This is a genomic window from Amycolatopsis plumensis (assembly GCF_042652605.1).
GTDB lineage: Bacteria > Actinomycetota > Actinomycetes > Mycobacteriales > Pseudonocardiaceae > Amycolatopsis > Amycolatopsis plumensis.
On sequence record NZ_JBHSJY010000001.1, the window covers coordinates 6,230,941 to 6,252,783 of the forward strand.

The 21,843-nt window shown below is 72.7% G+C and carries 17 protein-coding genes; 10 read left to right on the forward strand and 7 right to left on the reverse strand.

The window, feature by feature from the left end:
* Nucleotides 1-48 precede the first annotated feature (48 nt).
* Nucleotides 49-639, forward strand: a complete 591-nt coding sequence (gene lspA / locus ACFPLC_RS30425) for a signal peptidase II (RefSeq protein ID WP_446681632.1) — start codon at nucleotides 49-51, stop codon at nucleotides 637-639.
* A complete protein-coding gene (locus ACFPLC_RS30430; RefSeq protein ID WP_285449820.1) occupies nucleotides 636-1,565 on the forward strand; it encodes an RluA family pseudouridine synthase in 930 nt (309 codons plus the stop codon). The genes lspA and ACFPLC_RS30430 overlap by 4 nt, the downstream gene beginning before the upstream one ends.
* Here the strand turns inward: ACFPLC_RS30430 and ACFPLC_RS30435 are convergent.
* Nucleotides 1,562-2,596, reverse strand: a complete 1,035-nt coding sequence (locus tag ACFPLC_RS30435; protein ID WP_378189747.1) for an AsnC family protein — start codon at nucleotides 2,594-2,596, stop codon at nucleotides 1,562-1,564. The two genes, ACFPLC_RS30430 and ACFPLC_RS30435, sit on opposite strands and share 4 nt — an antisense overlap.
* Nucleotides 2,597-2,730: 134 nt before the next feature.
* On the opposite strand from ACFPLC_RS30435, the gene ACFPLC_RS30440 reads away from it, so the two are divergent.
* The 3 genes from ACFPLC_RS30440 (at nucleotide 2,731) to ACFPLC_RS30450 (ending at nucleotide 11,733) form a co-directional block, all read left to right on the forward strand.
* Complete coding sequence (locus ACFPLC_RS30440; RefSeq protein WP_378189745.1) at nucleotides 2,731-9,399, forward strand: DUF885 domain-containing protein; 6,669 nt, start codon at nucleotides 2,731-2,733, stop codon at nucleotides 9,397-9,399.
* Complete coding sequence (gene fahA / locus ACFPLC_RS30445) at nucleotides 9,396-10,610, forward strand: fumarylacetoacetase (RefSeq protein WP_378189743.1); 1,215 nt, start codon at nucleotides 9,396-9,398, stop codon at nucleotides 10,608-10,610. The genes ACFPLC_RS30440 and fahA overlap by 4 nt, the downstream gene beginning before the upstream one ends.
* An 82-nt stretch (nucleotides 10,611-10,692) precedes the next feature.
* Nucleotides 10,693-11,733: an LLM class F420-dependent oxidoreductase gene (locus ACFPLC_RS30450; RefSeq protein ID WP_378189741.1), complete on the forward strand. Its 1,041-nt coding sequence runs from the start codon at nucleotides 10,693-10,695 to the stop codon at nucleotides 11,731-11,733.
* A gap of 57 nt (nucleotides 11,734-11,790) precedes the next feature.
* On the opposite strand, the gene ACFPLC_RS30455 is transcribed toward ACFPLC_RS30450, so the two are convergent.
* Nucleotides 11,791-12,375, reverse strand: coding sequence for a class F sortase (locus ACFPLC_RS30455; RefSeq protein ID WP_378189739.1), 585 nt, complete (start codon nucleotides 12,373-12,375; stop codon nucleotides 11,791-11,793).
* Nucleotides 12,376-12,632: 257 nt separating this feature from the next.
* Between ACFPLC_RS30455 and ACFPLC_RS30460 the strand changes: the two genes are divergently transcribed.
* Both ACFPLC_RS30460 and ACFPLC_RS30465 read left to right on the forward strand, forming a co-directional pair.
* The gene (locus ACFPLC_RS30460) at nucleotides 12,633-13,574 is read left to right on the forward strand and encodes a Ppx/GppA phosphatase family protein (protein WP_378189737.1); all 942 of its coding nucleotides are present in this window, start codon (nucleotides 12,633-12,635) and stop codon (nucleotides 13,572-13,574) included.
* Nucleotides 13,575-13,618: 44 nt separating this feature from the next.
* Complete coding sequence (locus ACFPLC_RS30465; protein WP_378189734.1) at nucleotides 13,619-13,801, forward strand: hypothetical protein; 183 nt, start codon at nucleotides 13,619-13,621, stop codon at nucleotides 13,799-13,801.
* On the opposite strand, the gene ACFPLC_RS30470 is transcribed toward ACFPLC_RS30465, so the two are convergent.
* Nucleotides 13,782-16,181: a glycoside hydrolase family 65 protein gene (locus ACFPLC_RS30470; protein WP_378189731.1), complete on the reverse strand. Its 2,400-nt coding sequence runs from the start codon at nucleotides 16,179-16,181 to the stop codon at nucleotides 13,782-13,784. The genes ACFPLC_RS30465 and ACFPLC_RS30470 overlap by 20 nt on opposite strands.
* 224 nt (nucleotides 16,182-16,405) lie before the next feature.
* On the opposite strand from ACFPLC_RS30470, the gene ACFPLC_RS30475 reads away from it, so the two are divergent.
* Nucleotides 16,406-17,665 (forward strand): IS110 family RNA-guided transposase, encoded by a 1,260-nt coding sequence (locus ACFPLC_RS30475; protein ID WP_378235973.1) that lies wholly within the window; start codon nucleotides 16,406-16,408, stop codon nucleotides 17,663-17,665.
* A gap of 29 nt (nucleotides 17,666-17,694) precedes the next feature.
* Here ACFPLC_RS30475 and ACFPLC_RS30480 read toward each other — a convergent pair whose 3' ends face one another.
* Both ACFPLC_RS30480 and ACFPLC_RS30485 read right to left on the reverse strand, forming a co-directional pair.
* The gene (locus ACFPLC_RS30480; protein ID WP_378189726.1) at nucleotides 17,695-18,426 is read right to left on the reverse strand and encodes an HAD family hydrolase; all 732 of its coding nucleotides are present in this window, start codon (nucleotides 18,424-18,426) and stop codon (nucleotides 17,695-17,697) included.
* Between the two features lie 9 nt (nucleotides 18,427-18,435).
* Nucleotides 18,436-18,804 (reverse strand): ArsR/SmtB family transcription factor, encoded by a 369-nt coding sequence (locus ACFPLC_RS30485; protein WP_378189724.1) that lies wholly within the window; start codon nucleotides 18,802-18,804, stop codon nucleotides 18,436-18,438.
* A 118-nt stretch (nucleotides 18,805-18,922) separates the two neighbouring features.
* On the opposite strand from ACFPLC_RS30485, the gene ACFPLC_RS30490 reads away from it, so the two are divergent.
* Complete coding sequence (locus ACFPLC_RS30490) at nucleotides 18,923-19,423, forward strand: PaaI family thioesterase (protein ID WP_191313903.1); 501 nt, start codon at nucleotides 18,923-18,925, stop codon at nucleotides 19,421-19,423.
* Here ACFPLC_RS30490 and ACFPLC_RS30495 read toward each other — a convergent pair whose 3' ends face one another.
* The gene (locus ACFPLC_RS30495; protein ID WP_378189721.1) at nucleotides 19,424-19,900 is read right to left on the reverse strand and encodes a MarR family winged helix-turn-helix transcriptional regulator; all 477 of its coding nucleotides are present in this window, start codon (nucleotides 19,898-19,900) and stop codon (nucleotides 19,424-19,426) included.
* Here ACFPLC_RS30495 and ACFPLC_RS30500 point away from each other — a divergent pair.
* A complete protein-coding gene (locus tag ACFPLC_RS30500; protein WP_378189719.1) occupies nucleotides 19,899-20,360 on the forward strand; it encodes a pyridoxamine 5'-phosphate oxidase family protein in 462 nt (153 codons plus the stop codon). The two genes, ACFPLC_RS30495 and ACFPLC_RS30500, sit on opposite strands and share 2 nt — an antisense overlap.
* Before the next feature lie 34 nt (nucleotides 20,361-20,394).
* Here ACFPLC_RS30500 and ACFPLC_RS30505 read toward each other — a convergent pair whose 3' ends face one another.
* Complete coding sequence (locus ACFPLC_RS30505; RefSeq protein WP_378189717.1) at nucleotides 20,395-21,810, reverse strand: FAD-dependent monooxygenase; 1,416 nt, start codon at nucleotides 21,808-21,810, stop codon at nucleotides 20,395-20,397.
* Nucleotides 21,811-21,843: the final 33 nt, after the last annotated feature.

Consider the following 21,843-nt stretch of genomic DNA (forward strand, 5'->3'; position numbering starts at 1 on the left):
ACCGAGCCCAGCCACTCCGAACCCGACACCGCCGCGCCCGCCGAAGCGGTGCCCGATCCGGCCGCCGACGCCCCGGAGAACCCGGAGGTCCCGGCGCAGCCGCTGCTGCCGAAGCGGCGGGTCGGCTGGGTCTTCGCCGTCGCCGTCCTGTTCTGGGCGATCGACCTGGTGACGAAGAACCTGGTCGTCGCCAACCTCGAGGGCAAGGAGCCGGTCAAGGTCCTCGGCGGGCTGATCTACCTGCAGGTGATCCGCAACCCAGGCGCCGCGTTCTCGATGGCCACCGGCATGACCTGGGTGCTCGCCCTCGTCGCGCTCGCCGTCGTCATCGCGATCGTCTGGCTGTCGCGGCGGCTGCGCTCGATCGGCTGGGCGATCGGCCTCGGCCTGGTCCTCGCCGGCGCCACCGGCAACCTGACCGACCGCATCTTCCGCGCGCCCGGCGGGCTGCAGGGCCACGTCGTCGACTTCATCTCCGCCTTCGCCCCCAACGGCAAGGGCTTCGCGATCTTCAACATCGCCGACTCCGCGATCTGCGTCGGCGGCGCCCTGATCGTGCTGCTGTCGCTGCTGGGCAAGGACTACGACGGCACCTCGACCAAGGACAAGAAGATCAAGCAGGCGGAGGAGCAGGCGTGAGCTCGCGGATGCTCCCGGTGCCCGACGGGCTCGACGGGATGCGGGTCGACGCCGGCCTCGCCAAGCTGCTCGGGCTGTCGCGCACGGTCGTCGCCGAGCTCGCCGAGTCCGGGGACGTGCTGCTCGACGGCCGTCCCGCGGGCAAGTCCGACCGCCTCTCCGGCGGCGGCCTGCTGGAGATCACCCTGCCGGAGCCGGCGAACCCGGTCGAGGTCGTCGCGCAGCCGGTCGAGGGCATGCAGATCCTCCACGACGACGACGACATCGTGGTGATCTCGAAGCCGGTCGGCGTCGCGGTGCACCCGAGCCCGGGCTGGACCGGCCCGACCGTCGTCGGCGGCCTCGCCGCCGCCGGCCTGCGCATCGCGACGTCGGGCGCGGCCGAGCGCCAGGGCGTGGTGCACCGGCTCGACGCGGGCACCACCGGCGTGATGGTCGTGGCCAAGAGTGAGCACGCCTACACCGTGCTCAAGCGCGCGTTCAAGGAGCGCACGGTCGACAAGGGCTACCACGCGATCGTCCAGGGCCACCCGGACCCGACCCGCGGCACGATCGACGCCCCCATCGACCGTCACCCGCGCCACGACTACAAGTTCGCGGTGGTCCAGGGCGGCCGCCCGAGCGTCACGCACTACGAAGTCGTCGAGGCGTTCCGGGCCGCGTCGCTGGCCCACATCAAGCTGGAAACCGGGCGGACGCACCAGATCCGCGTCCACTTCTCGGCCCTGCGGCACCCCTGCGTCGGCGACCTGACCTACGGCGCCGACCCGGTGCTGGCCCGCCACCTCGGCCTCAGCCGGCAGTGGCTGCACGCCAAGACCCTGGCGTTCGCGCACCCGGCGGACGGCCGCTGGGTCGAGTTCGAATCGGAGTACCCGGACGACCTGGCGAAGGCCCTCGAGATCCTGCGCGACGAAAGCTATTAATCCTCGATCGACCAGGTCAAAGTGCGCTCGTCCGGCTCCGGCCGCGGGCTCCAGCGCACCGAAACCACGCGGGTGGCGTCCGGGAGGACGTACACCGTGTGGCCGCCCAGCGTCTCGCCCGGGTCGACGCCGATCTTGTGCGGCGGCCGGGAGGTCAGCGACACCGGCGCCTTGCCGATCGGCGTGCCGTCGGCGGCGAGCAGCTCCAGGTAGTTGTCCGGCAGCGACGCGAACGGGATCGCCCCGCGGTTGGTGATCTCGGTGTGCACCACCACCGCGCGTTCGCCGGCCTCCAGGCGGTACCCGGCCGCGCTGAACAGGTAGTCCGCCGGGTCCTGGACTTCCAGCAGCTGCACCGACAGCTGCTCGCCCTCCAGGCCCTGGGTCTCCATGACCTCGCCGAGCCTGCCCTGCTTGCCGGTGGCGGGCCCGCTCGGCCGGGCGGGTGCGTCGCCGCGGGCCCACGACGCCGTCTGCGGCACGCCCCACGTGCTCACGGCCGGGTCGAGCGGCACCGGCGGCGGGGTGAACGGCCGGGGCGGGGGCGGCGGCTGGTGCTGCGGTGGCGGGCCCGGGTAGCGGCCGGACGGCGTGCCCTGGACGGGGTGCGGCCCGGACGGCGTCCCGTGGACGGTGTAGGGCCCCGAGGGCGCGCCTTGCACGGTGTACGGCCCGGAAGGGGCGCCCTGGACGTTGTACGGCCCCGACGGCGTCCCCTGGACCGGCGGCGGCATCGGCGGACCGGGCGGCGGCTGCTGCTGCGGCACGGGGTGCGAAGGCGGCGGGAACGGCGGCTGCGGCGGCCGGTTCGCCCACGACGGCGGCGCGCCGGCGATGGCCGCGCGGAGGCCGTTCGGATCGCTTTCGACGCCGACGAGCAGGGGCAGCCCGCTGCCGGACAGGGCGACCAGCCGGTAGGCGACCTCGCGGGGATCCATGCCGACCTTGGCCGCCAGCTCGTGCACCGCGGCCTTGCCGAGGTCGGCGAGCGCGGCGAGCAGGCGGGCATCCACGGGATCGGTCACGGCCACCCGGGGAACGCTACCGCCTGGCCGATCCGCGGCGCCGCAGGCCGTCCGCCCCGGGCGAACGGCCCGGCGTTTCTGTCGGTGATCTCCGTTAGGGTCGGCCGTGAAGCACTGCAGCCGAAGCTGGGGGTCCTGCCATGACCGCGGTCACCGAACTCGCCGACGAGTTCGTCGAAGCGCTGTTCGCCGCCGAGCCGCTGACGCCGGCGCTGCTGGGCATCCGCCCGGCGGAGCCCGGTCTGGGGGACCCGTCGGCCGAGGCCGAGCAGGCGTTCCGGGCCCGGCTCGCGGCGTTCCTCGAACGCGCCCGCGCGCTGGAGGCCGAGGACGCCGAAGACCGGATCACCCGCGAGGTGCTGATCACCACGGCCGAGGACCGCATCGCGGCGATCGACAGCCGGCTGGCCGAGTTCACCGTCACCGACCTGTCCACCGGGCCCGCGGCCGGCCTGCTGATGGCCCTGCCGATGACGACGGTGACGGCGGGCGAGGCCGCGGAGGCCCAGCTCGGCCGGCTGGCCGCGATCCCGGAGTACCTGCGCCGGGTCGCGCGGCGGCACGCCGCGGGCATCGCCGACGGCCTGCTCCCGGTGGCCCACCTGGTCGACGCCGCGATCGCGCACCTCGACCGCTACCTCGCCGAGCCGGACGCCGATCCGCTGCGCCGCCAGCCCGCTCCCGACGAGGAGTTCGAGCGGCGGCGCGAGCAATTGCTCGCCGAGGTCGTCCGCCCGGCCTTCGCCGAGTACCGCGAATTCCTGATCACCGACGTGAAGCCGCACGGGCGCCCCGCGGACCGGCCCGGCCTGTCGTGGCTGCCGGGCGGTGCCGAGACGTACGCCCGGATGGCGCGGATGCACACGACCACCGGGCTCACCCCGGACGAGCTGCACCGGATCGGCCTCGACACGATCGAGGCGCTCGCCGTCGAGTACCGGGAGCTGGGGGCGAAGGTGTACGGCACCGATGACCTCGCCGAGATCTTCACGCGCCTGCGGACCGACCCGGCGCTGCGCTGGCGCAGTGCGGAGGAGCTGCTGGAGACCGCCCGCACGGCCGTCGCCCGCGCGGCCGCGGAAGCCCCGAAGTGGTTCGGCCGGATCCCGGAGCAGCAGTGCACGGTCGAAGCCGTGCCGGCGGAGGTCGCGCCCGGCGCGCCCCCGGCGTACTACCTGCGCCCGGCCGTCGACGGCTCGCGGCCGGGCATCTACTTCGCGAACACCCACGAAGCCACCGAGCGGTTGCGGCACATGGCCGAAACGACCGCGTTCCACGAAGCCGTTCCGGGCCACCACTTCCAGCTCAGCATCGCGCAGGGGCGCACCGAGCTGCCGCTGCTGCGCCGCATCGGCGGGTTCAACGCCTACGTCGAGGGCTGGGGGCTCTACAGCGAGCGCCTGGCCGACGAAATGGGGCTCTACTCCGACGACATCGCCCGGCTCGGCATGCTGGCCGGCGACTCGCTGCGGGCGGGCCGGCTGGTCGTCGACACCGGGCTGCACGCCCTGGGCTGGAGCCGGCAGCAGGCGATCGACTACCTGCTGGAGCACACGCCGGAGGCGCGCCCCGAGGCCGAGTCCGAGGTCGACCGCTACATCGCCTGGCCGGGCCAGGCGCTCGGGTACCTGGTGGGCCGGCTGGAGATCCAGCGCGCCCGCACCCGCGCGGCGCAGCGGCTCGGCTCGCGGTTCGACGTCCGCGCCTTCCACGACCTCGTGCTGGCCGGCGGCCCGCTGCCGCTGTCGGTGCTGGCCTCCGTCGTCGACGAGTGGGTGGCCGGCCACGGCGACACCGTCGACGGCCTGGCGAGCGAGCTCGTCGAGCTGTCGTTCGAGCAGGAGCCGCTGCACCCGTCGGTGCTCGGCCTGCCCGGCGACCACGACCGGCTCGGCGACCAGAGCAGGGCGGCGCAGGAGCGCTTCCGGGCCGCGTACACGGGCATCGCCGCCAGGGCACGCGCCTTGGCCACCGACGGCCTGACGGCGGAAGAAGCGGTCACGAGGGAGGTCGTGATCGCCTCCGCCGAGGTCGAAGCCGACCGGCTCGCCGCCGGGTCCGCCGATCTCGCGGTCAGCGACGGCCTCACCGCGCCCGCGCTCGGGCTGCTGATGTACCTGCCGTACTACCGGCTGGACGACGAAAAGAAGGCGCGCGGCTACCTGGCCCGGCTCGCCGCGATCGAGCCGTTCCTCGCCGAGCTGACCGAGCGGCAGCGCGAGAGCCTGGCCGAAGGGCTGGTGCCGCCGGCGTACCTGGCGCGCGTCGGCGTCGAGTACATCGACCGCTACCTCGGCGCGCCGGAGACCGATCCGCTCAAGGTGGGTACGACAGCGGCCGTCGAGGGCTTTGAGGCCGAACGCGACCGGCTGCTCGCCGAAGTGGTCCACCCGGCGTACGCGCGGTACCGGGACTTCCTGCGCACGGAGGTCGAGCCGGCCGGGCGGCCCGACACCGCCCCGGGCATCGGCCACGTGCCGGGCGGGGCCGAGCGGTACGCCGCGCTGATCCGCGCGGAGACGACCACCGGGCGCACCGCGCAGGAGCTGCACGAAACCGGGCTGGCGCTGATCGGGCAGCTCGCCCAGGAGTACCGCGAGCTGGGCGCGAAGGTGTTCGGCACCACCGACCTCGCGGAGATCTTCGAGCGCCTGCGCACCGATCCGGCGTTGCGCTGGCGGGACGGCGAGGAGCTGCTGGCCGCGGCCCGGGACGCCATCGCCCGCGCGGAAGCCGTCGCGCCGCGGTGGTTTTCGCGCATCCCGGGGGAGAAGTGCGAGGTCGCGCCGGTGCCGGAGGCCGACGCGGCGAGCGGCACGATCGCGTACTACCTCCAGCCGTCGCTCGACGGCACGCGGCCGGGCACGTACTACGCGAACACCCACGAGGCGGACAAGCGGCCGCGGTTCACCAGTGAGGCGATCGCGTTCCACGAAGCCGTGCCGGGGCACCACTTCCAGCTCAGCCTGGCGCAGGAACTGAAGGACCTGCCGCTGCTGCGGCGGATCGGCATGTTCAACGCCTACGGCGAGGGCTGGGGGCTCTACGCCGAGCGGCTCGCGGACGAAATGGGCCTGTACTCCGACGACGTCTCGCGGCTCGGCATGCTCACGCAGGATTCGATGCGGGCCGGCCGGCTCGTGGTCGACACGGGCCTGCACGCGCTGGGCTGGAGCCGGCAGCAGGCGATCGACTTCCTGGTCGAGAACACGCCGATGGCGCGGCTGGAGATCGAAGCGGAGATCGACCGGTACATCGGCTGGCCGGCGCAGGCGCTGGGCTACATGGTGGGGCGGCTGGAGATCCAGCGGCTGCGCGCCGAGGCCGAGGAGGCTCTCGGCGAGCGGTTCGACATCCGGGGATTCCACGAAGTCGTGCTCGGCTACGGCATGCTGCCGCTGCCGGCGCTGGCGAAGGTGGTCGGCGACTGGGTGGCCGAGCGGCTCGACACGCCCGGCGGGCTGGCCGAGGAGCTGCTCGCGCTGGACTTCGAACGGCAGCCGCTGTACCCGTCGCTGTACGGCCTGCCCGGCGACCACGGCCGGCTGCCCGATCCGAGCGCGGAGGCCGAAGCGCGGTTCCGCGCGGAGTACGCCGCGATCGCCGCGCGGGCCGGGGCACTCGACCTCGCCGGGCTGCCCTTCGAGGAGCGCGTCACCGCGCAAGTCGTGCTCTCCCAGGCGAAGGCCGCCATCGACGAGATCGACTCCGGCCGCGCCGACATCTCGGTCAGCGACGGGCTCGCCGCGCCCGCGCTGCAGCCGCTGCTCTACCTGCCGCAGACGGTGCTCGACGACGAGCCGAAGGTCCGCGGCTACCTGAGCCGGCTCGCCGGGCTGGGCGGCTACCTCGACGCGCTCATCGAGCGGCAGCGGGCCGCGGCGGGCGAAGGGCGGGTGCCGCCGGGCTTCCTGGTGCGCGTCGGCGTCGAGTACGTCGACCGCTACCTCGGCGCGCCGGACACCGACCCGCTGCGGGTGACACCGCCGCACGCGCTCGACGGCTTCGAGGCCGAGCGCGATCGCCTGCTCGCCGAGGTCGTGCGGCCCGCCTACACGCGTTATCGCGCGTTCCTGGCCGACGAGCTCGCGCCGGTGGCCCGGCCCGAGACGGCGCCAGGCATCGGTGCCCTGCCCGGCGGGCAGGAGCGGTACGCGGCGCTGATCCGCGTCGAGACGACCACCGAGCACACGGCCCAGGAGCTGCACGAGACCGGGCTGGCGCTGATCGGGAAGCTCGCCGAGGAGTACCGCGAGCTGGGCGGAAAGCTGTTCGGCACCACCGAGCTTCCCGCAATCTTCGAGCGCCTGCGCACCGATCCGGCGTTGCGCTGGCGGGACGGCGAGGAGCTGCTGGCCGCGGCCCGGGACGCCATCACCCGTGCGGAAACCGTGGCCGCGCACTGGTTCTCGCGGGTGCCGGAGCAGCCGTGCCGGGTCGTGCCGGTGCCGGAGTCCGACGCGGCGAGCGGCACCATCGCGTACTACCTGCGGCCGTCGCTGGACGGCACGCGGCCGGGAACGTATTACGCGAACACCTACGAAGCGGAGAAGCGGCCGCGGTTCGCGAGCGAGGCGATCGCGTTCCACGAAGCCGTGCCGGGGCACCACTTCCAGCTCTGCCTCGCACAGGACCTCGCGGACCTGCCGCTGCTGCGCCGGACGTTGCACGTCAACGCCTACAGCGAGGGCTGGGGGCTGTACGCCGAGCGGCTGGCCGACGAAATGGGCCTGTATTCCGACGACGTCTCGCGCCTGGGCATGCTGACCCAGGATTCGATGCGGGCGGCCCGGCTCGTGGTCGACACGGGCCTGCACGCACTCGGGTGGAGCCGGCAGCAGGCGGTCGACTTCCTGGTCGAGAACACGCCGATGGCGCGGCTGGAGATCGAGGCGGAAATCGACCGCTACACCGCCGACGCGGGGCAGGCGCTGGGCTACATGGTGGGGCGGCTGGAGATCCAGCGGCTGCGCGCCGAGGCCGAACAGGCCCTGGGCGCGGCGTTCGACATCCGCGAGTTCCACGACGTCGTGCTCGGCAGCGGAACCCTGCCGCTGCCTGTGCTGGCCGGCGTGGTCGCCGAGTGGGTGGCCCGGCGTCGTGACACGCCCGAGAAGCTCGCCGACGAGTGCGTGGCGCTGATGTTCGAGGCGCAGCCGCTGTTCCCGTCGCTGTACGGCCTGCCGGGCACGCACGACAAGCTCGCCGACCAGAGCGCGGAGGCGGCCGCCCGGTTCCGCGCCGGGCTCGCCCGGATCATCGAGCGGGCGGAAGCGATCGACGCGGCGGCGCTGACCCCGGCCGAGCGCGTCACCCGGGACGTCGTGATCTGGCAGGCCCGCGTGCAGATCGACGTGCTCGACTCCGGCCGGGCCGACATCGCGGTGAGCGACGGGCTGGCCGCGCCGGCCCTCGAGCTGCTGATGGAGCTGCCGCAGACGATCCTCGACGACGACGTCAAGGCGCGCGGTTACCTGAGCAGGCTGGCCGCCGTCGGCACGTACCTCGACCAGCTGATCGAGCGGCAGCGGGCCGCGCTCGCCCGGGGGCTGACCCCGCCGGAGTTCCTGGCGCGCATCGGCGTCGGCTACGTCGAGCGGTACCTGGCCGCCCCGGACGAAGACCCGCTGAAGGTGCCGGTCCGGGGGCTCGAAGCCGAGCGCGACCGGTTGCTGGCCGAGGTGGTGTGGCCGGCGTACCGGCGCTACCGGGACTTCCTGGCCGAAGAGGTCGTCCCGGTGGCCCGGCCCGAGACGTCGCCCGGGATCGGCGACCTGCCGGGCGGGCCGGAGCGCTACGCGGCGCTGATCCGTGCCGAGACGACGACCGAGCGCACGCCGCAGGACCTGCACGAAACGGGCCTGGCGATCATCGAGCGGCTGGCGGAGGAGTACCGCGAGCTCGGCGCCGAGCTGTTCGGCACGACCGACCTGGCGGAGATCTTCGAGCGCATCCGCACCGACCCGGCCCTGCGCTGGCGCGACGGCGACGAGCTGCTGGAGTCCGCTCGCGCGGCGATCACCCGGGCGGAAGCCGTGGCGCCCCGGTGGTTCCTGCGTGTGCCGGAGCAGAAGTGCCGGGTCGCGCCGGTGCCCGACGCGGAGGCCGAAAGCGGCTCGATCGCCTACTACATCGAGCCGTCGCTCGACGGTTCGCGGCCGGGCACGTATTACGCGAACACCCACGACGCGGACCAGCGGCAGCGGACCCTGAGCGAGTCCGTCGCGTTCCACGAAGCCGTGCCGGGCCACCACTTCCAGCTGACGCTGGCCCAGCAGCTGACGGGCGTGCCGTTGCTGCGCCGGATCGGCATGTTCAACGCCTTCTGCGAGGGCTGGGGCCTCTACGCCGAGCGCCTCGCGGACGAAATGGGGCTGTACTCGGACAGCACGGCCCGGCTCGGCCTGCTGACGCAGGATTCGATGCGCGCGGCCCGCCTGGTGGTGGACACGGGCCTGCACGCGCTGGGCTGGAGCCGGCAGCGGGCGGTGGACTACCTGGTCGAGAACACGCCGATGGCGCAGATCGAGATCGAGGCGGAGATCGACCGGTACGCGGGCCACCCTGGCCAGGCACTCAGCTACATGGTGGGGCGGCTGGAGATCGAGCGGCTGCGCGCCGAGGGCGAGCAGGCCCTGGGTGAGGCGTTCGACATCCGCGAGTTCCACGACGTCGTGCTGGGCGGCGGAACCCTGCCGCTGCCGGTGCTGGCCGACGTGGTGGCCGACTGGGTGGCCGCCCGCGCCGCGCACGGCGATGGCAGACCAGAGCTGAACTCGGCGGCGCCGGCCGCCCGGGACGAGGAGTGACCGTGACCTGGCTCGACCTTGCCGAAGACACGCTGTTCGGCCTCGAAAACCTGCCCTACGGCGTCTTCTCCGTGGGCGGGGCGCCCGAGCGGCGGGTCGGCGTGCCCGTCGGCGACCAGGTGCTCGACCTGACCGCCGCGGCCGCCGAAACCGCCGCGTCCTTCGCGCCGCTGCTCACCGCCGGCGTGCTGAACCCGCTGCTGGCCGCCGGCCCGGCCACCTGGCGCGAAGTCCGCGAGAGCGTCACCGGGTGGCTGACCGAGTCCCGGTACGCCGATCAGCTCCGGCCGCACCTGGTCCCGCTGGCCGAGGTGACCACGCACCTCGCGTTCGAGGTCGCCGACTACGTCGACTTCTACTCCAGCGAGCACCACGCCCTCAACGCCGGCCGGATCTTCCGCCCGGACGCGGCCGAGCTGCCGCCCAACTGGAAGCACCTGCCGATCGGGTACCACGGCCGGGCCGGCACCGTCGTCGCGTCGGGCACGCCGATCGTCCGGCCGCACGGGCAGCGCAAGCCCCGCACCGCCGACACGCCCTCGTTCGGCCCGTCGCAGCGGCTGGACATCGAGGCGGAGGTCGGGTTCGTCGTCGGTACTCCGTCCACAGTGGGCACCCCGGTGTCCACAGCGGACTTCGAAGACCACGTTTTCGGCGTCTGCCTGGTCAACGACTGGTCGGCGCGCGACATCCAGGCCTGGGAGTACCAGCCGCTGGGCCCGTTCCTCGGCAAGTCGTTCGCGACGTCGGTGTCGCCGTGGATCGTCCCGCTGGCGGCCCTGGACCACGCGCGCGTCGACGGCCCGCGGCAGGACCCCGAACCGTTCGAGTACCTGCGCACTTCCGAGAGGTGGGGCCTGGACCTCGCGCTGGAGATCCGGCTCAACGGCCACCTGGTGTCGAGCCCGCCGTTCGCGACGCAGTACTGGACGGCCCCGCAGCAGCTGGCGCACATGACGGTCAACGGCGCGAGCCTGCGCACGGGCGACCTCTACGCCTCGGGCACGGTGACCGGCCCGGAGCGCGACCAGCGGGGCTCGTTCCTCGAGCTCTCCTGGGGCGGCCGGGAGCCCCTGGAGCTGCCGGGCGGCGTCACCCGCACGTTCCTCGAAGACGGCGACGAGGTGGTGATCAGCGCGACCGCCCCCGGCCCGGCCGGCACCCGCATCGGCTTCGGCGACGTGCGGGGGACGGTGGTCGCGAGCGGATAGTGGCGCTACCCACACCGGAGGACGCCGGGAAGCGCGCATAATGACCAGCGACTAAGCGCTCGCTCACCGCGGAAGGACGCCCATGAAGATCGGGACCGGGATCAGCTACTCCGGAGGCTTCGCCGAAAGCGTCGCCGATGTCGTCGAACTGGAGAAGGCCGGCCTTGACGTCGTCTTCGTGCCGGAGGCGTACTCGTTCGACGCGGTCAGCCAGCTCGGCTACCTGGCCGCGAAGACCGAGCGCGTCCAGCTGGCGTCCGGCATCTTCCAGATCTACACCCGCACGCCGACGCTGACCGCGATGACCGCGGCCGGCCTCGACTTCGTCTCCGACGGGCGGTTCGTCCTCGGGCTCGGGGCGTCCGGCCCGCAGGTCATCGAGGGCTTCCACGGCGTGAAGTACGACGCGCCGCTGGGCCGCACGCGCGAAATCGTCGAGGTCTGCCGCCAGGTGTGGCGCCGCGAGCGCGTGGTGCACGAGGGCAAGCACTACACGATTCCGCTGCCGCCGGAGCAGGGCACCGGGCTCGGCAAGCCGCTGAAGCTGATCAACCACCCGGTGCGGGAGCGGATCCCGGTGCTGCTGGCCTCGATCGGGCCGAAGAACGTCGCGCTGACGGCCGAGATCGCCGAGGGCTGGCAGCCGATCTTCTTCCACCCGGAGAAAGCGGCCGACGTCTGGGGCGCCAGCCTGGCCGAGGGCAAAGCCAAGCGCGACCCGGCGCTGGGGGAGCTGGACACGTACGTCATGGTGGCCCTGGCCATCGGTGACGACGTCGAGCCGCTGCTCGACTGGGTGCGGCCGATGCTGGCGCTCTACATCGGCGGAATGGGCGCGCGGGGGAAGAACTTCTACAACGACCTGGCCTGCCGCTACGGCTACGAGGCCGAGGCGAAGCTGATCCAGGAGCTGTACCTGGACGGCAAGAAGGAGGAAGCGGCCGCGGCGGTCCCGCTCGAGCTCCTGCGCGCGATCTCCCTGGTCGGCCCGGCGGGGTATGTGAAGGAGCGCGTGGCGGCCTTCGCCGAGGCGGGCGTGACGACCCTGGTGGTGAATCCCCTGCAGCCCGGCCGCGAGGCTCGCGTGGCGGCCGTCTCGCAGCTGCGCGAGCTGATCGGCTGACCGCGGCACCGCCCCCTGCTCACGACCGGCCGCGGCAGACCGCTCGGCCGCAGCGCGTCAGGCTGGGGTTGCGTAGACCGCGGTCCGCGTGCCGCCGAGGCTCGTGCCGTCGTACGTCCCGTCGCTGGTGATCAGCCGCAGTTGGGGCCCCGGGCCCTCCGGGGCGACCAGCGTGCTGTCCGGCTCGCTCGCCGGAAATACCGCCGTCCGCCGGACCGTGAAGCGGGACTCCTGGCCTCGCGCGTCGCGGACCGTGATCGTGGCTCCCGGCGTGAGCCGCTCCAGCCGGGCGAACGCCCCCGCGGAGTACCCGAAAGCGGCGTGCGCGGACAGCACCGCCACGCCGGGCGCTCCGGGCACGGGCCCGTCGGCGAACCAGCCGACGCCGAGAGCCGTTCCCGGCTGCTCGCGACGGCCGCCGACGTGGCCGAGCGCGACCACGTGGTCGACCTTCAGGCCCAACGAGGGGATGACCAGCGCCACGGGCGGGGCGCCGGCCGGCTGATCCGAGGCGGGAGCGGCCGCGGGTGCCGGACCGAGCACCGACGTCACGCCGAGCAGGACGCAGCCGAGCCCGGCCACGACCGCGAGCACGACGGCGGCCGGCCGCACGAGCGCGGCTCGCCGCTCGGGCCGTGGCATCTCTTTCCCCTGCTCCACGCCGGTTTCTATGTCCGATTAATCGCTGAGCGGCCGAGGGCGTTACCGAATCGTGTCCAGGGCCACCCTGGTTCACTCGATCGGGTTATCTCACTGTGACCTTCGCGCCAGAAACGCACGCCCGGAGGGCCCCAATCGCGGAAATGCGCGGCGAACGGCGGTGACATCGGACATCATTGCTGGTTTCAAACCGTCGACCCGGGGATATTCACCAGGCGGAAGTGGAGGTGCACCGAGCAGTGCCGAAAAGAGAAGAGCCCGCGGTGGGCGTGCTGGACGTCGGCTCGTTCAGCGCCCGGCTCGTGGTGGTGCCGGTGGACGGCTCCCCCCGCGAACCGGTCCTCAACCACCAGACGCGCCTGCGCCTGGATCGCGAGCTCGACGTCCGTGGCCGCCTCTCCGCCCGCGGCATCGACGCCGTCACGGCCGCCGTCGCGGCGGGCATGAGCACGGCCTACCGCCACGGCGTCAGTGATGTCTACCCGCTCGCCACCTCCTCGATCCGCGACGCCGCCAACGCGGCGGAGGTCGTCCGGCACGTGGCCGGCGAAACCGGGGTCGAGCTGCGCTTCCTCTCCGGCCGCTGCGAGGCCGAACTGACCTACCTCGCCGCCCGCCGCTGGTACGCCGCCGAACCCGGGCCGATGCTCGTGCTCGACATCGGCGGCGGAACGGTCGAACTGGCCGCGGGCACCGGCGAAAAAGCCACCTTCGCGCGCTCGCTGCCGCTGGGCGCCCGCTCGATGACACGGGACTGGCTGCCGTCCGAGCGCGTGTCGAACAAGCAGGTCAAGGCGCTGCGCGCGCACGCCCTCGACGTCGTGACCACCACCCTCGGCGCCGCCGACGTCGACGATCCGCGGGTCGTCGGCTGCTCGAAGGTGCTGCAGCAGCTCGCGCGGCTGGCCGGCGCGCGGCCCGGCAAGTGCAAGGAACTGCGGCTCGACGACCTCCGCGCGTGGATCCCGCGCCTCGCCGCGCTGCCGCCGTCGAAGCGGGCGGAACTGCCCGGCATTTCGCGCAGCCGCGCGCACCAGGCCCTGGCCGGCGCGGTCGTCGCGGAAGCGCTGCTGACGGTTGCCGGCGGCAAGGTGACGATCTGCCCGTGGTCGACCCGCGACGGCCTGCTGCTCACCCTGCAGGACAAGGCGCGGGAAGCGGCCGGGAAACGCGCGGCCTGATTCCGCTCTGGCCGTCACCGGGAAAACCGGGTATTCCGGAAAGCATGAGCGAGCAGCAGCGCCTCCACGGCCGTGACGACGAAGACGAAGAGCTCCCGAAGCTCCCGACCCCCGGCAAGCTGACGCACGACGTGCCGACCGCGCCGGATCCCGACGTGAGCCCGGGTGGGACCGAGGAAGTCCCGGCCCCACCCGGACGGGAAGCCGCTAGCGACCTTCCTCGGTGATGGGGTTGGCCGGTTCCGCGTACTGACGCACCGCTTCGGAGTCCCGCCGCATCGGGGCGCGGCCCGGCGGCTGCTTGGGCGGCTCGCCCGCGTCGATCTTCGGGATCGCGTACCGCTGCGGCTCCGCCGTGACGGTGATGCGCTCGCCGTGGTGCAGCACTTCCAGCGGTGCACCGGAGACGACGTGGTAGGTCGCCTGGTCGGGATCGATCTCGACCTGGAACCGGGTGCCGCGGAACATCAGGCGGAAGGTGATCCGCTCCAGCTGTGGGGGCAGCCGCGGCGCGAATGCCAGCGTCCCGCCGTGGTCGCGCAGGCCGCCGAACCCGGCCACCGCGCCCTGCCACGCCCCGGCCAGCGACGCCATGTGCAGGCCGTTGCGCACGTTGTTGTGCACGTCGTGCAGGTCGGTCAGCGCCGCTTCGGCGAGGTAGTCGTAGGCCAGTTCGAGGTGGCCCACCTCGGCCGCGATGACCGCCTGTGTCCCCGCCGAAAGCGAAGAGTCGCGCACGGTCCGTGCTTCGTAGTAGGCGAAGTTCCGGGCTTTCTCCTCCTGGCTGAAGGAGTCGCCGCACAGGTGCAGCGCCAGCACCAGGTCCGCCTGCTTGACGACCTGCTTGCGGTACAGGTCGAAGTACGGGTAGTGCAGCAGCAGCGGGTAGTGCGCCGAGTCGGTGCCCTGGTAGTCCCACTCGTCGTGGTCGAGGAAGCCCTCCGACTGCGGGTGCACGCCGAGTTCTTCGTCGTAGGGCAGGAACATCGCCGCCGCGGCCGCGCGCCAGGAGTCCAGTTCGACGGTGTCGACGCCGAACCGCGCCGCGATGTCGGGGTGCCGTTCGCACGACTCCGCCGCGGCCATCAGGTTCCGCCGCGCCATCAGGTTGGTGTAGACGTTGTTGTCCGCCACCGCGGAGTACTCGTCCGGGCCGGTGACGCCGTCGATGCGGAAGGTGCCGTGCCGGTCGTGGTGGCCCAGCGACGCCCACAGCCGCGCGGTTTCCACCAGCAGTTCGGTGCCGTAGTCGCGCTCGAACTCCTCGTCGCCGGTCGCGTTGAGGTAGCGCAGGACGGCGTCGGCGATGTCCGCGCTGACGTGGAACGCCGCCGTGCCCGCCGGCCAGTACGCCGAGCACTCGGCGCCGTTGATCGACCGCCACGGGAACGCCGCGCCGCGCAACCCCAGCTGGTGCGCGCGTTCCCTCGCCTTGTCCATTGTGGAGTGTCGCCAGCGCAGGGCGTCGCGCGCGGCGTCCGGGATGGTGTAGGTCAGCACCGGCAGGACGAAGGATTCGGTGTCCCAGAAGGCGTGCCCGTCGTAGCCGGGCCCGGTCAGCCCCTTGCCGGCGATCGCGCGGCTTTCGCCGCGGGCCCCGGCCTGCAGGATGTGGAACAGGGCGAAGCGGACCGCCTGCTGCAGTTCGGGATCGCCCTCGATCTCGACGTCCGACGTCCGCCAGTAGTCGTCGAGGAATTCACGCTGCTCGGTGAGCAGGCCCTTCCAGCCCGTCTGGCGGGCGCCGGCCAGCGCGGCCTCGACCTGCGACCGCAGGGCCGGCACCGAGCGCTGCGCGGACCAGCCGTAGGCGAGGAACTTGGTGATCCGCAGCCGCCCGCCCTTCGGGACGTCGACCGCGACGGTCAGCCGGGCGAGGTCCTCCTCGGAGTGGATGCGGGCGCGGATCCCGTCGTCCACCTCGATCTTGTGGTCCATCGCCGCGGCCATCCGCAGCCCGGAGCGGCGGGTCCGGTGCACCAGCACGGCGTTGTACTCCGACGCGCGGTGGAACTCGCCGACCAGCGGGGAGTTCAGCGCGGCCGCCACCCGCGGGTCACTGGTGTCGGACTCGATCGGCTCGTTGGCCAGCAGGTCGGACTGGACGACCAGCTGCAGGTCCTCGTCGAGCGGCTCGACCTCGTACCGGATGGCGGCGATCGCGCGCTGGGTGAACGACACGAGCCGTTCGGTGCGGACGCGGACCCGCCGCCCGGTCGGCGACGACCACTCGGTGGTGCGGCACAGCGTGCCCGTGCGGAAGTCCAGGACGCGGTCGTGCGCGGTGGCCGCGCCGTAGCGCATGTCCAGCGGCTCGTCCTCGACGAGCAGCCGGATGATCTTGCCGTCGGTCACGTTGACGACGGTCTGGCCCTCTTCGGGGTAGCCGTAACCGGCCTCGGCGTAGGGGAGTTCGTGCTGCTCGTAGAAGCCGTTGAGGTACGTGCCGGGCAGCCCGCGCGGCTCGGCCTCCTCGAGGGTGCCGCGCAGCCCGATGTGGCCGTTGGACACCGCGAACGCCGATTCGGTGCGCTGCAGGGCGTCGACGTCCATGCCGCGCCAGCGCAGGGCCCACGGCGAGCATTCGTAGCCGTGCGTTTCGGTCACTAGGGCACCCTCTTCGTTGCAGGCGTCTGGACGGCGTTTGTGGTAGGAACCAGGTGGAGGCCGGGGTGACGGCCTGTTTCGGTCGCCCCTTGTGGGCTTCGATGACGCTGCCGCCCCCGGCTTCCCCGGAACCGCTGATCGATGACAAAGGGACGCGCCGAAGAGCGCCGGTTAGTGACCACTCGACCGTCGGTTCCTTCGCCTCCGCCTGGCGCCTGCCTGTCGTGTCGAACAGGAAGGCGACCACGTTGTCGCTGGATGACGCACAATTCTTCGTCGGGATCGACTGGGCCGTGGCCGAACACGCAGTGTGCGTGCTGGACCGCTCCGGCCGTAAGGTCGCCGCGTTCACCATCGCCCACACCGCAGCCGGATTCGCCAAGCTGACCGCGCGGCTGGGAAAAATAGCCGAGGCCGGGCATCTGCCGGTCGCGATCGAACGCCCCGACGGGCGCCTGGTCGACACGTTGCTCGACGCCGGCCACCCGGTGGTGCCGGTCAAACCGAACGCGATCAAGATCTGGCGGGAGTCCGAGGTCCTTTCCGGCGCCAAATCCGACCCCGGCGACGCTCACGTGATCGCCGACTACCTGCGGGTCCGCGCCCACCGGCTGAGTCCCGCAACACCGTTCTCCGGACACACCAAGGCATTGCGCGCCGTCATCCGCACCCGTGGCGACCTCGTCGAGGCTCGCGTGGCCGCGACCAACCAGCTCGCCGCCCTGCTCGATTCCCACTGGCCCGGCGCCAAGGCCATCTTCGCCAACATCGAGTCGGCCATCGCCCTGGCGTTCCTGACCCGCTATCCCACCGCTGCGTCGGCCGTGACGCTGACCGAGAAGCGGCTGGCGGCGTTCTGCGCCGAACAGGGCTACTCGGGCAAGAAGCCCGCCGCCGTGCTGCTGGCCCGCCTGCGGTCGGCACCAGCCGGCCCCACCGACCCCGTCCTGTCCGCGGGCATCGCCGACGCGGTGCTCGCCCAGGTCGCCGTGCTCACCGCGCTCACCACCGCGATCAAGACCCTGGACCGTTCCATCGCCGAGAAGATGCAGGTCCATCCCGACGGCGCCGTCTTCCGCTCGTTCCCCCGCGTCGGCACCGTCAACGCCGCGCAGATCCTCACCGAATGGGGCGACGCCCGCGAGGCCTTCGCCCATCCCGACCAGGTCGCTGCCCTGGCCGGGATCACCCCGGTCACCAAAGCCTCGGGCAAGCAACGCGGCGTGTCGTTCCGGTGGGCCTGCAACAAACGCCTGCGCCAGGCGATCACGACCTTCGCCAACAACAGCCGGCACGCCAGCCCCTGGGCCGCCGACATCTACAACCGCGCCCGCGCCTCCGGCAAGGACCACCCTCACGCCACCCGCATCCTCGCCCGCGCCTGGGTCCGGGTCATCTGGCGCTGCTGGCACAACAGCACCACCTACGACCCCACCCTGCACGGCGGCGCCCGACAGCACACCGAACAACAGGCCGCAGCCTGACTTCGACCTTGAGGTTGACACAAGGGGTGTCATCGGTCCTCCAGGAGGTCGGCGAGGTCGTCGACGACGATGTCGGCCCCGTGGGCCCGCAGTTCTCCGGCCTGGTCCGCGCGGTTGACGCCGACGACGTACCCGAAGCCACCGGCCTTGCCCGCCTGGACGCCGGACTGGGCGTCCTCGAAGACGGCCGCGTGCGCGGGTTCGACGCCGAGTGCCGCGGCGCCGGCCAGGAACGAGTCCGGTGCCGGCTTGCCGCGCAGGTGCTGTTCGCGGATCACGATGCCGTCGATGCGCGCCTCGACGTACTTGCTCAGGTCGGCGCCGTCGAGCACCTTGGCGCCGTTGGCCGACGACGTCACCACGGCGATCCGCAGCCCGGCGGCCTGCACGGCTTCGAGGTAGCGCACCGAACCCGGGTACGGGTTGACGCCGCGTTCGTCGATGATCTTGAGGACCAGTTCGTTCTTGCGGTTGCCCACGCCGTTGACCGTGGGGGCGTCCACCGGGTCGTCCGGGTCGCCCTCGGGCAGCACGATCCCCCGTGACCGCAGGAACTCCCGCACGCCGTCGGCGCGCGGGCGGCCGTCCACAAAGGCCGCGTAGTCGTGGTCGGTGAACTCGCTGAACCCGGCGCCGTCACGGGCGCGGAGGAATTCGTCGAACGTCCGCTTCCAGGCCTCGCGGTGGAGGATGGCCGTGCCGGTCAGGACTCCGTCGAGGTCGAACAGGCAGGCGGTGATGGTCTCGGGCAATCCCGTCATGCCCGCACGCTACCGGTCCCTGGGCGGGTTCGCGGGCTGTTCGGGATGGGGACGCACTCGATGGATGAGTTCGTGGACCGTCGCGTCCGCCAGGCGGTACCGGACCACACGGCCGGTGCGCTGCGGTGTGACCAGGCCGTGGGCCCGCAGCAGCCGCAGGGCCTGCGAAACCGCGGTGTCGGTCATGCCGGTGGCCGCGGCGAGGTCGGTGACGCTGATCTCGCGGGCGTAGTGGATGGAGACCAGCAGCGCGAGCCGCGAGGGGTCGGCGACCACGGAGAAGCGCCGGGCCCACTCGTCGATGACGGCGCGGTCGCCCAGCCCGTCGACCGCCGCCGCGACGCGTTCCGGGTCGATCAGCTTGCGGTCGGTGTGCACCCCCGGATGATTCCACCCGCGGCGGGGGCCGACCACCGGTGGGCTGGGTCACGCCGTGCTTGACGCTCGCCGTCCCGCGGGCGAGTCTTAAGACAGTTGTCATAATCGAGGAGCCCGCATGACCGACGTCGAAGCCCCGGTCCGTTCGAAGACCATCACCTGGCAGGACCCCCTGGAGACGGCTCGGCTGGGCGCCACGATGTCCGGCCTGGAGTACATGCGGGCGATCGCCGAGGGCCGGGTCCCGCCGGCGCCGATCGCCGCGCACTTCGGGATGCGCTGGGAAAGCATCGAGCCGGGCGAGGTCGTCGCCGTCGCCGAGCCGGACGAGTCGCTGTACAACCCGATCGGCATGGTGCACGGCGGTGTGGCGGCCACGATGCTGGACTCGGTGGTCGGCTGTGCGGTGCACACGACGCTCCCGGCCGGCGTCGGCTACGCGTCGGTGGAGCTGAAGGTCAGCTACCTGCGGGCGATCCACGCGGGCCGCGGCGAAATCCGGGCGACGGGCCGCGTGGTGAAGGAGGGCTCGCGGATCGCCTTCGCGGAGGGGGAGATCCGCGACGCCGAGGGAAAGCTGCTGGCCACGGCGTCGGGGACCTGCGTCATCACGCGCTGATCACCGCGGCGGCCGCACCCGCCGCGCGCGGATCGCGTCCTCGCCGCCGTAGCGGCCGATGACCGCGGCCAGCAGGGCACGCGCTTCTTCGACCGGCCGGGCGCCGTATTCCGTCTCGATTTCCGCCTGGAGTTCTTGGCGCAGCACCCGCGTGGCTTCGACGGTGGCCAGCGCGTGTTCGGTCAGGTGCAGCAGTTTCGTGCGCGCGTCCGCCGGATCGGGCTCGCGGCGCAGCAGCCCCCGGCGTTCCAGGTCCGCGACCGCTTTCGACGCCGCCTGCTGGGTGACGCCCATCCGCTCGGCCAGCGCGGTGATGGACAGCGGCGCGGCCAGGACGTGCTGGATCACGACGCCGTCGTTGAAGCGCAGGTCGCCGAAGCCCTGGGTCGCGAGCCGCCGCTGGACCTCGTCCGTCATGGCCCAGCCCGCGAAGAGCGCCGTCAGCGACAGGTCGAGGCTGCTAGGATGCACAACCATGGTTGTGGAATCTAGCAGAGTTCCGGCGGAGCTGGCGGAAGCGTTCGTGCGCGTGGCGCACCGGATCGTCTGGTGCACCCTGGTGACGGTCGACCGGCGGGGCAGACCGCGGTCCCGGATCGTCCACCCGATCTGGACACCCACACGGGACGGCGTGGTCGGCCGGTTGTTCACCCGGCCGACACCGCTGAAACTCGCGCACCTGGCGGCATCGCCGTACGTGTCGTGCTCGTACTGGGACCCGCAGCACGAGGTGGCGGTGGCGGAGTGCCGCGCGGAGTTCGACGACGGCGAGCAGTCGCGCAAGGAGCTGTGGGACCTGTTCGCCTCGACGCCGGAGCCGCTGGGCTACGACCCGAAGATCCTCGGCGGCGAGGACCACCGCGACCCGAAGATCACGGTGCTGCGCCTGACACCCTGGCGAATCTCGGCCGGCGGCGAAGCGTGGCGGGCGGCTTAGGGCGCGGAGCCGGCAGCCACGCTTCGCGCCGGGCTCAGGCGCGTCCCGCGAGAGCGCTGAGCGTCGCCTGCAGCGCCGCGGGCTCGGGTGTGCCGGCGAAGACCTTGCCGACGTACCCGTCGGGACGCACCAGGACCGTGGTGCGCGCCGGTTCGGCCGGGGCCGCGACGTGCACGCGGCCGGCCCAGCCGTCCGGTTTCGTGTCGCCGAGGAGGACGAACCGCCCGCCGCGAAGCGCCTCGTACAGGCGGGTTCCGTCGGCCAGCGGGACGTCCGGCATGCGGGTGCCGACCAGCTTGTGCTCCCCGGCCGGCGCCGGGTAGCGGAACCCGATCGCGCTCAGCCGCCCGATCAGCGTGCGGTGGACCGCGGGCACCCGCACCACCGTCCCGCCGACGAGGCCGCGCAGCGCGCGCAGGACCGGCGACCGCAGCATGGCCATCCGGATGATCGTGCCGCTGACCCGCAGCACCTCCTCGCCGATCGGGTGCCGCTCGGCCTGGAAGGTGTCCAGCAGCGCGGCGGGCGCGCCGTTGCGGACCGCGGTGAGCTTCCAGCCGAGGTTCGCCGCGTCCTGCAGGCCGGTGTTCATGCCCATGCCCCCCGCCGGGGAGTGCACGTGCGCGGCGTCGCCGGCGAGGAACACCCGCCCGACCCGGTACCGCGGGGCCTGCCGCTCGTCGCTGTGGAAGCGGGACATCCAGCGGGCGTCGTGCATGCCGAAGTCGGTGCCGAGCGCGCGGCGGGTGATCGCGCGGATCTCGTCGAGGTCCAGCGGAGCGTCGTCGGGCACATTGCGGAGCCGGTCCCAGGCCAGCACCCGCCACCAGCCGTCGCCGAACGGCGCGATGAACGCGAACTCGTTGCCGAACCCGTTCACCGTCAGGGTTTCCGGCGGCGCCTCCCGCAGGCGGACGTCGGCCAGCATGATCGACCGCAGCACCGACTTGCCGGGGAAGGGCAGGCCGAGTGCCGCCCGGACCGTGCTGTGGAATCCGTCGGTGCCCACCAGGTAGGCCGCGCGGTGGGTGCCGCCGGGCGTTTCGGCCGTCACGCCGTCGTCGTCCTGCCGGACGGCGGTGACCTTGGCGCCGGGGACGATGTCCACCCCGGCGGCGACGGCCCGCTCCCGCAGCACCCGTTCGACGTTGTACTGGGCGGTGACCAGCAGGTACGGGAAGCGGCTCGGCAGGCGGCCGAGGTCGACCGTCACCCGCCCGAACAACCGGGCTTCGGAAAGCCGGTTCACCCCGGTGGCGTCGAGCTCGTCGGCGAGCCCGCGGGCGTCGAGCACCTCGAGGGTGCGCGCGTGCACGGCGAACGCCCGCGACAGGTTCGACACCGTGCCGTCCCGCTTCTCCAGCAGCGTGACCGCGGCTCCGGCCTCCGCGAGGTCCCCGGCGAGCAGCAGCCCGGTGGGCCCGGCGCCCACCACGATCACGTCCGGCATCACGATTCCCTTCGGTAGTGGTTCACCCCGGTG

Coding starts and splice junctions, on each gene's coding strand:
- ACFPLC_RS30495 (WP_378189721.1), bottom strand. CDS start 19,900: ATGGTTGTGCATCCTAGCAGCCTCGACCTGTCGCTGACGGCGCTCTTC.
- ACFPLC_RS30490 (WP_191313903.1), top strand. CDS start 18,923: ATGACCGACGTCGAAGCCCCGGTCCGTTCGAAGACCATCACCTGGCAG.
- ACFPLC_RS30500 (WP_378189719.1), top strand. CDS start 19,899: ATGGTTGTGGAATCTAGCAGAGTTCCGGCGGAGCTGGCGGAAGCGTTC.
- ACFPLC_RS30455 (WP_378189739.1), bottom strand. CDS start 12,375: ATGCCACGGCCCGAGCGGCGAGCCGCGCTCGTGCGGCCGGCCGCCGTC.
- ACFPLC_RS30505 (WP_378189717.1), bottom strand. CDS start 21,810: ATGCCGGACGTGATCGTGGTGGGCGCCGGGCCCACCGGGCTGCTGCTC.
- ACFPLC_RS30440 (WP_378189745.1), top strand. CDS start 2,731: ATGACCGCGGTCACCGAACTCGCCGACGAGTTCGTCGAAGCGCTGTTC.
- ACFPLC_RS30450 (WP_378189741.1), top strand. CDS start 10,693: ATGAAGATCGGGACCGGGATCAGCTACTCCGGAGGCTTCGCCGAAAGC.
- ACFPLC_RS30480 (WP_378189726.1), bottom strand. CDS start 18,426: ATGACGGGATTGCCCGAGACCATCACCGCCTGCCTGTTCGACCTCGAC.
- ACFPLC_RS30465 (WP_378189734.1), top strand. CDS start 13,619: ATGAGCGAGCAGCAGCGCCTCCACGGCCGTGACGACGAAGACGAAGAG.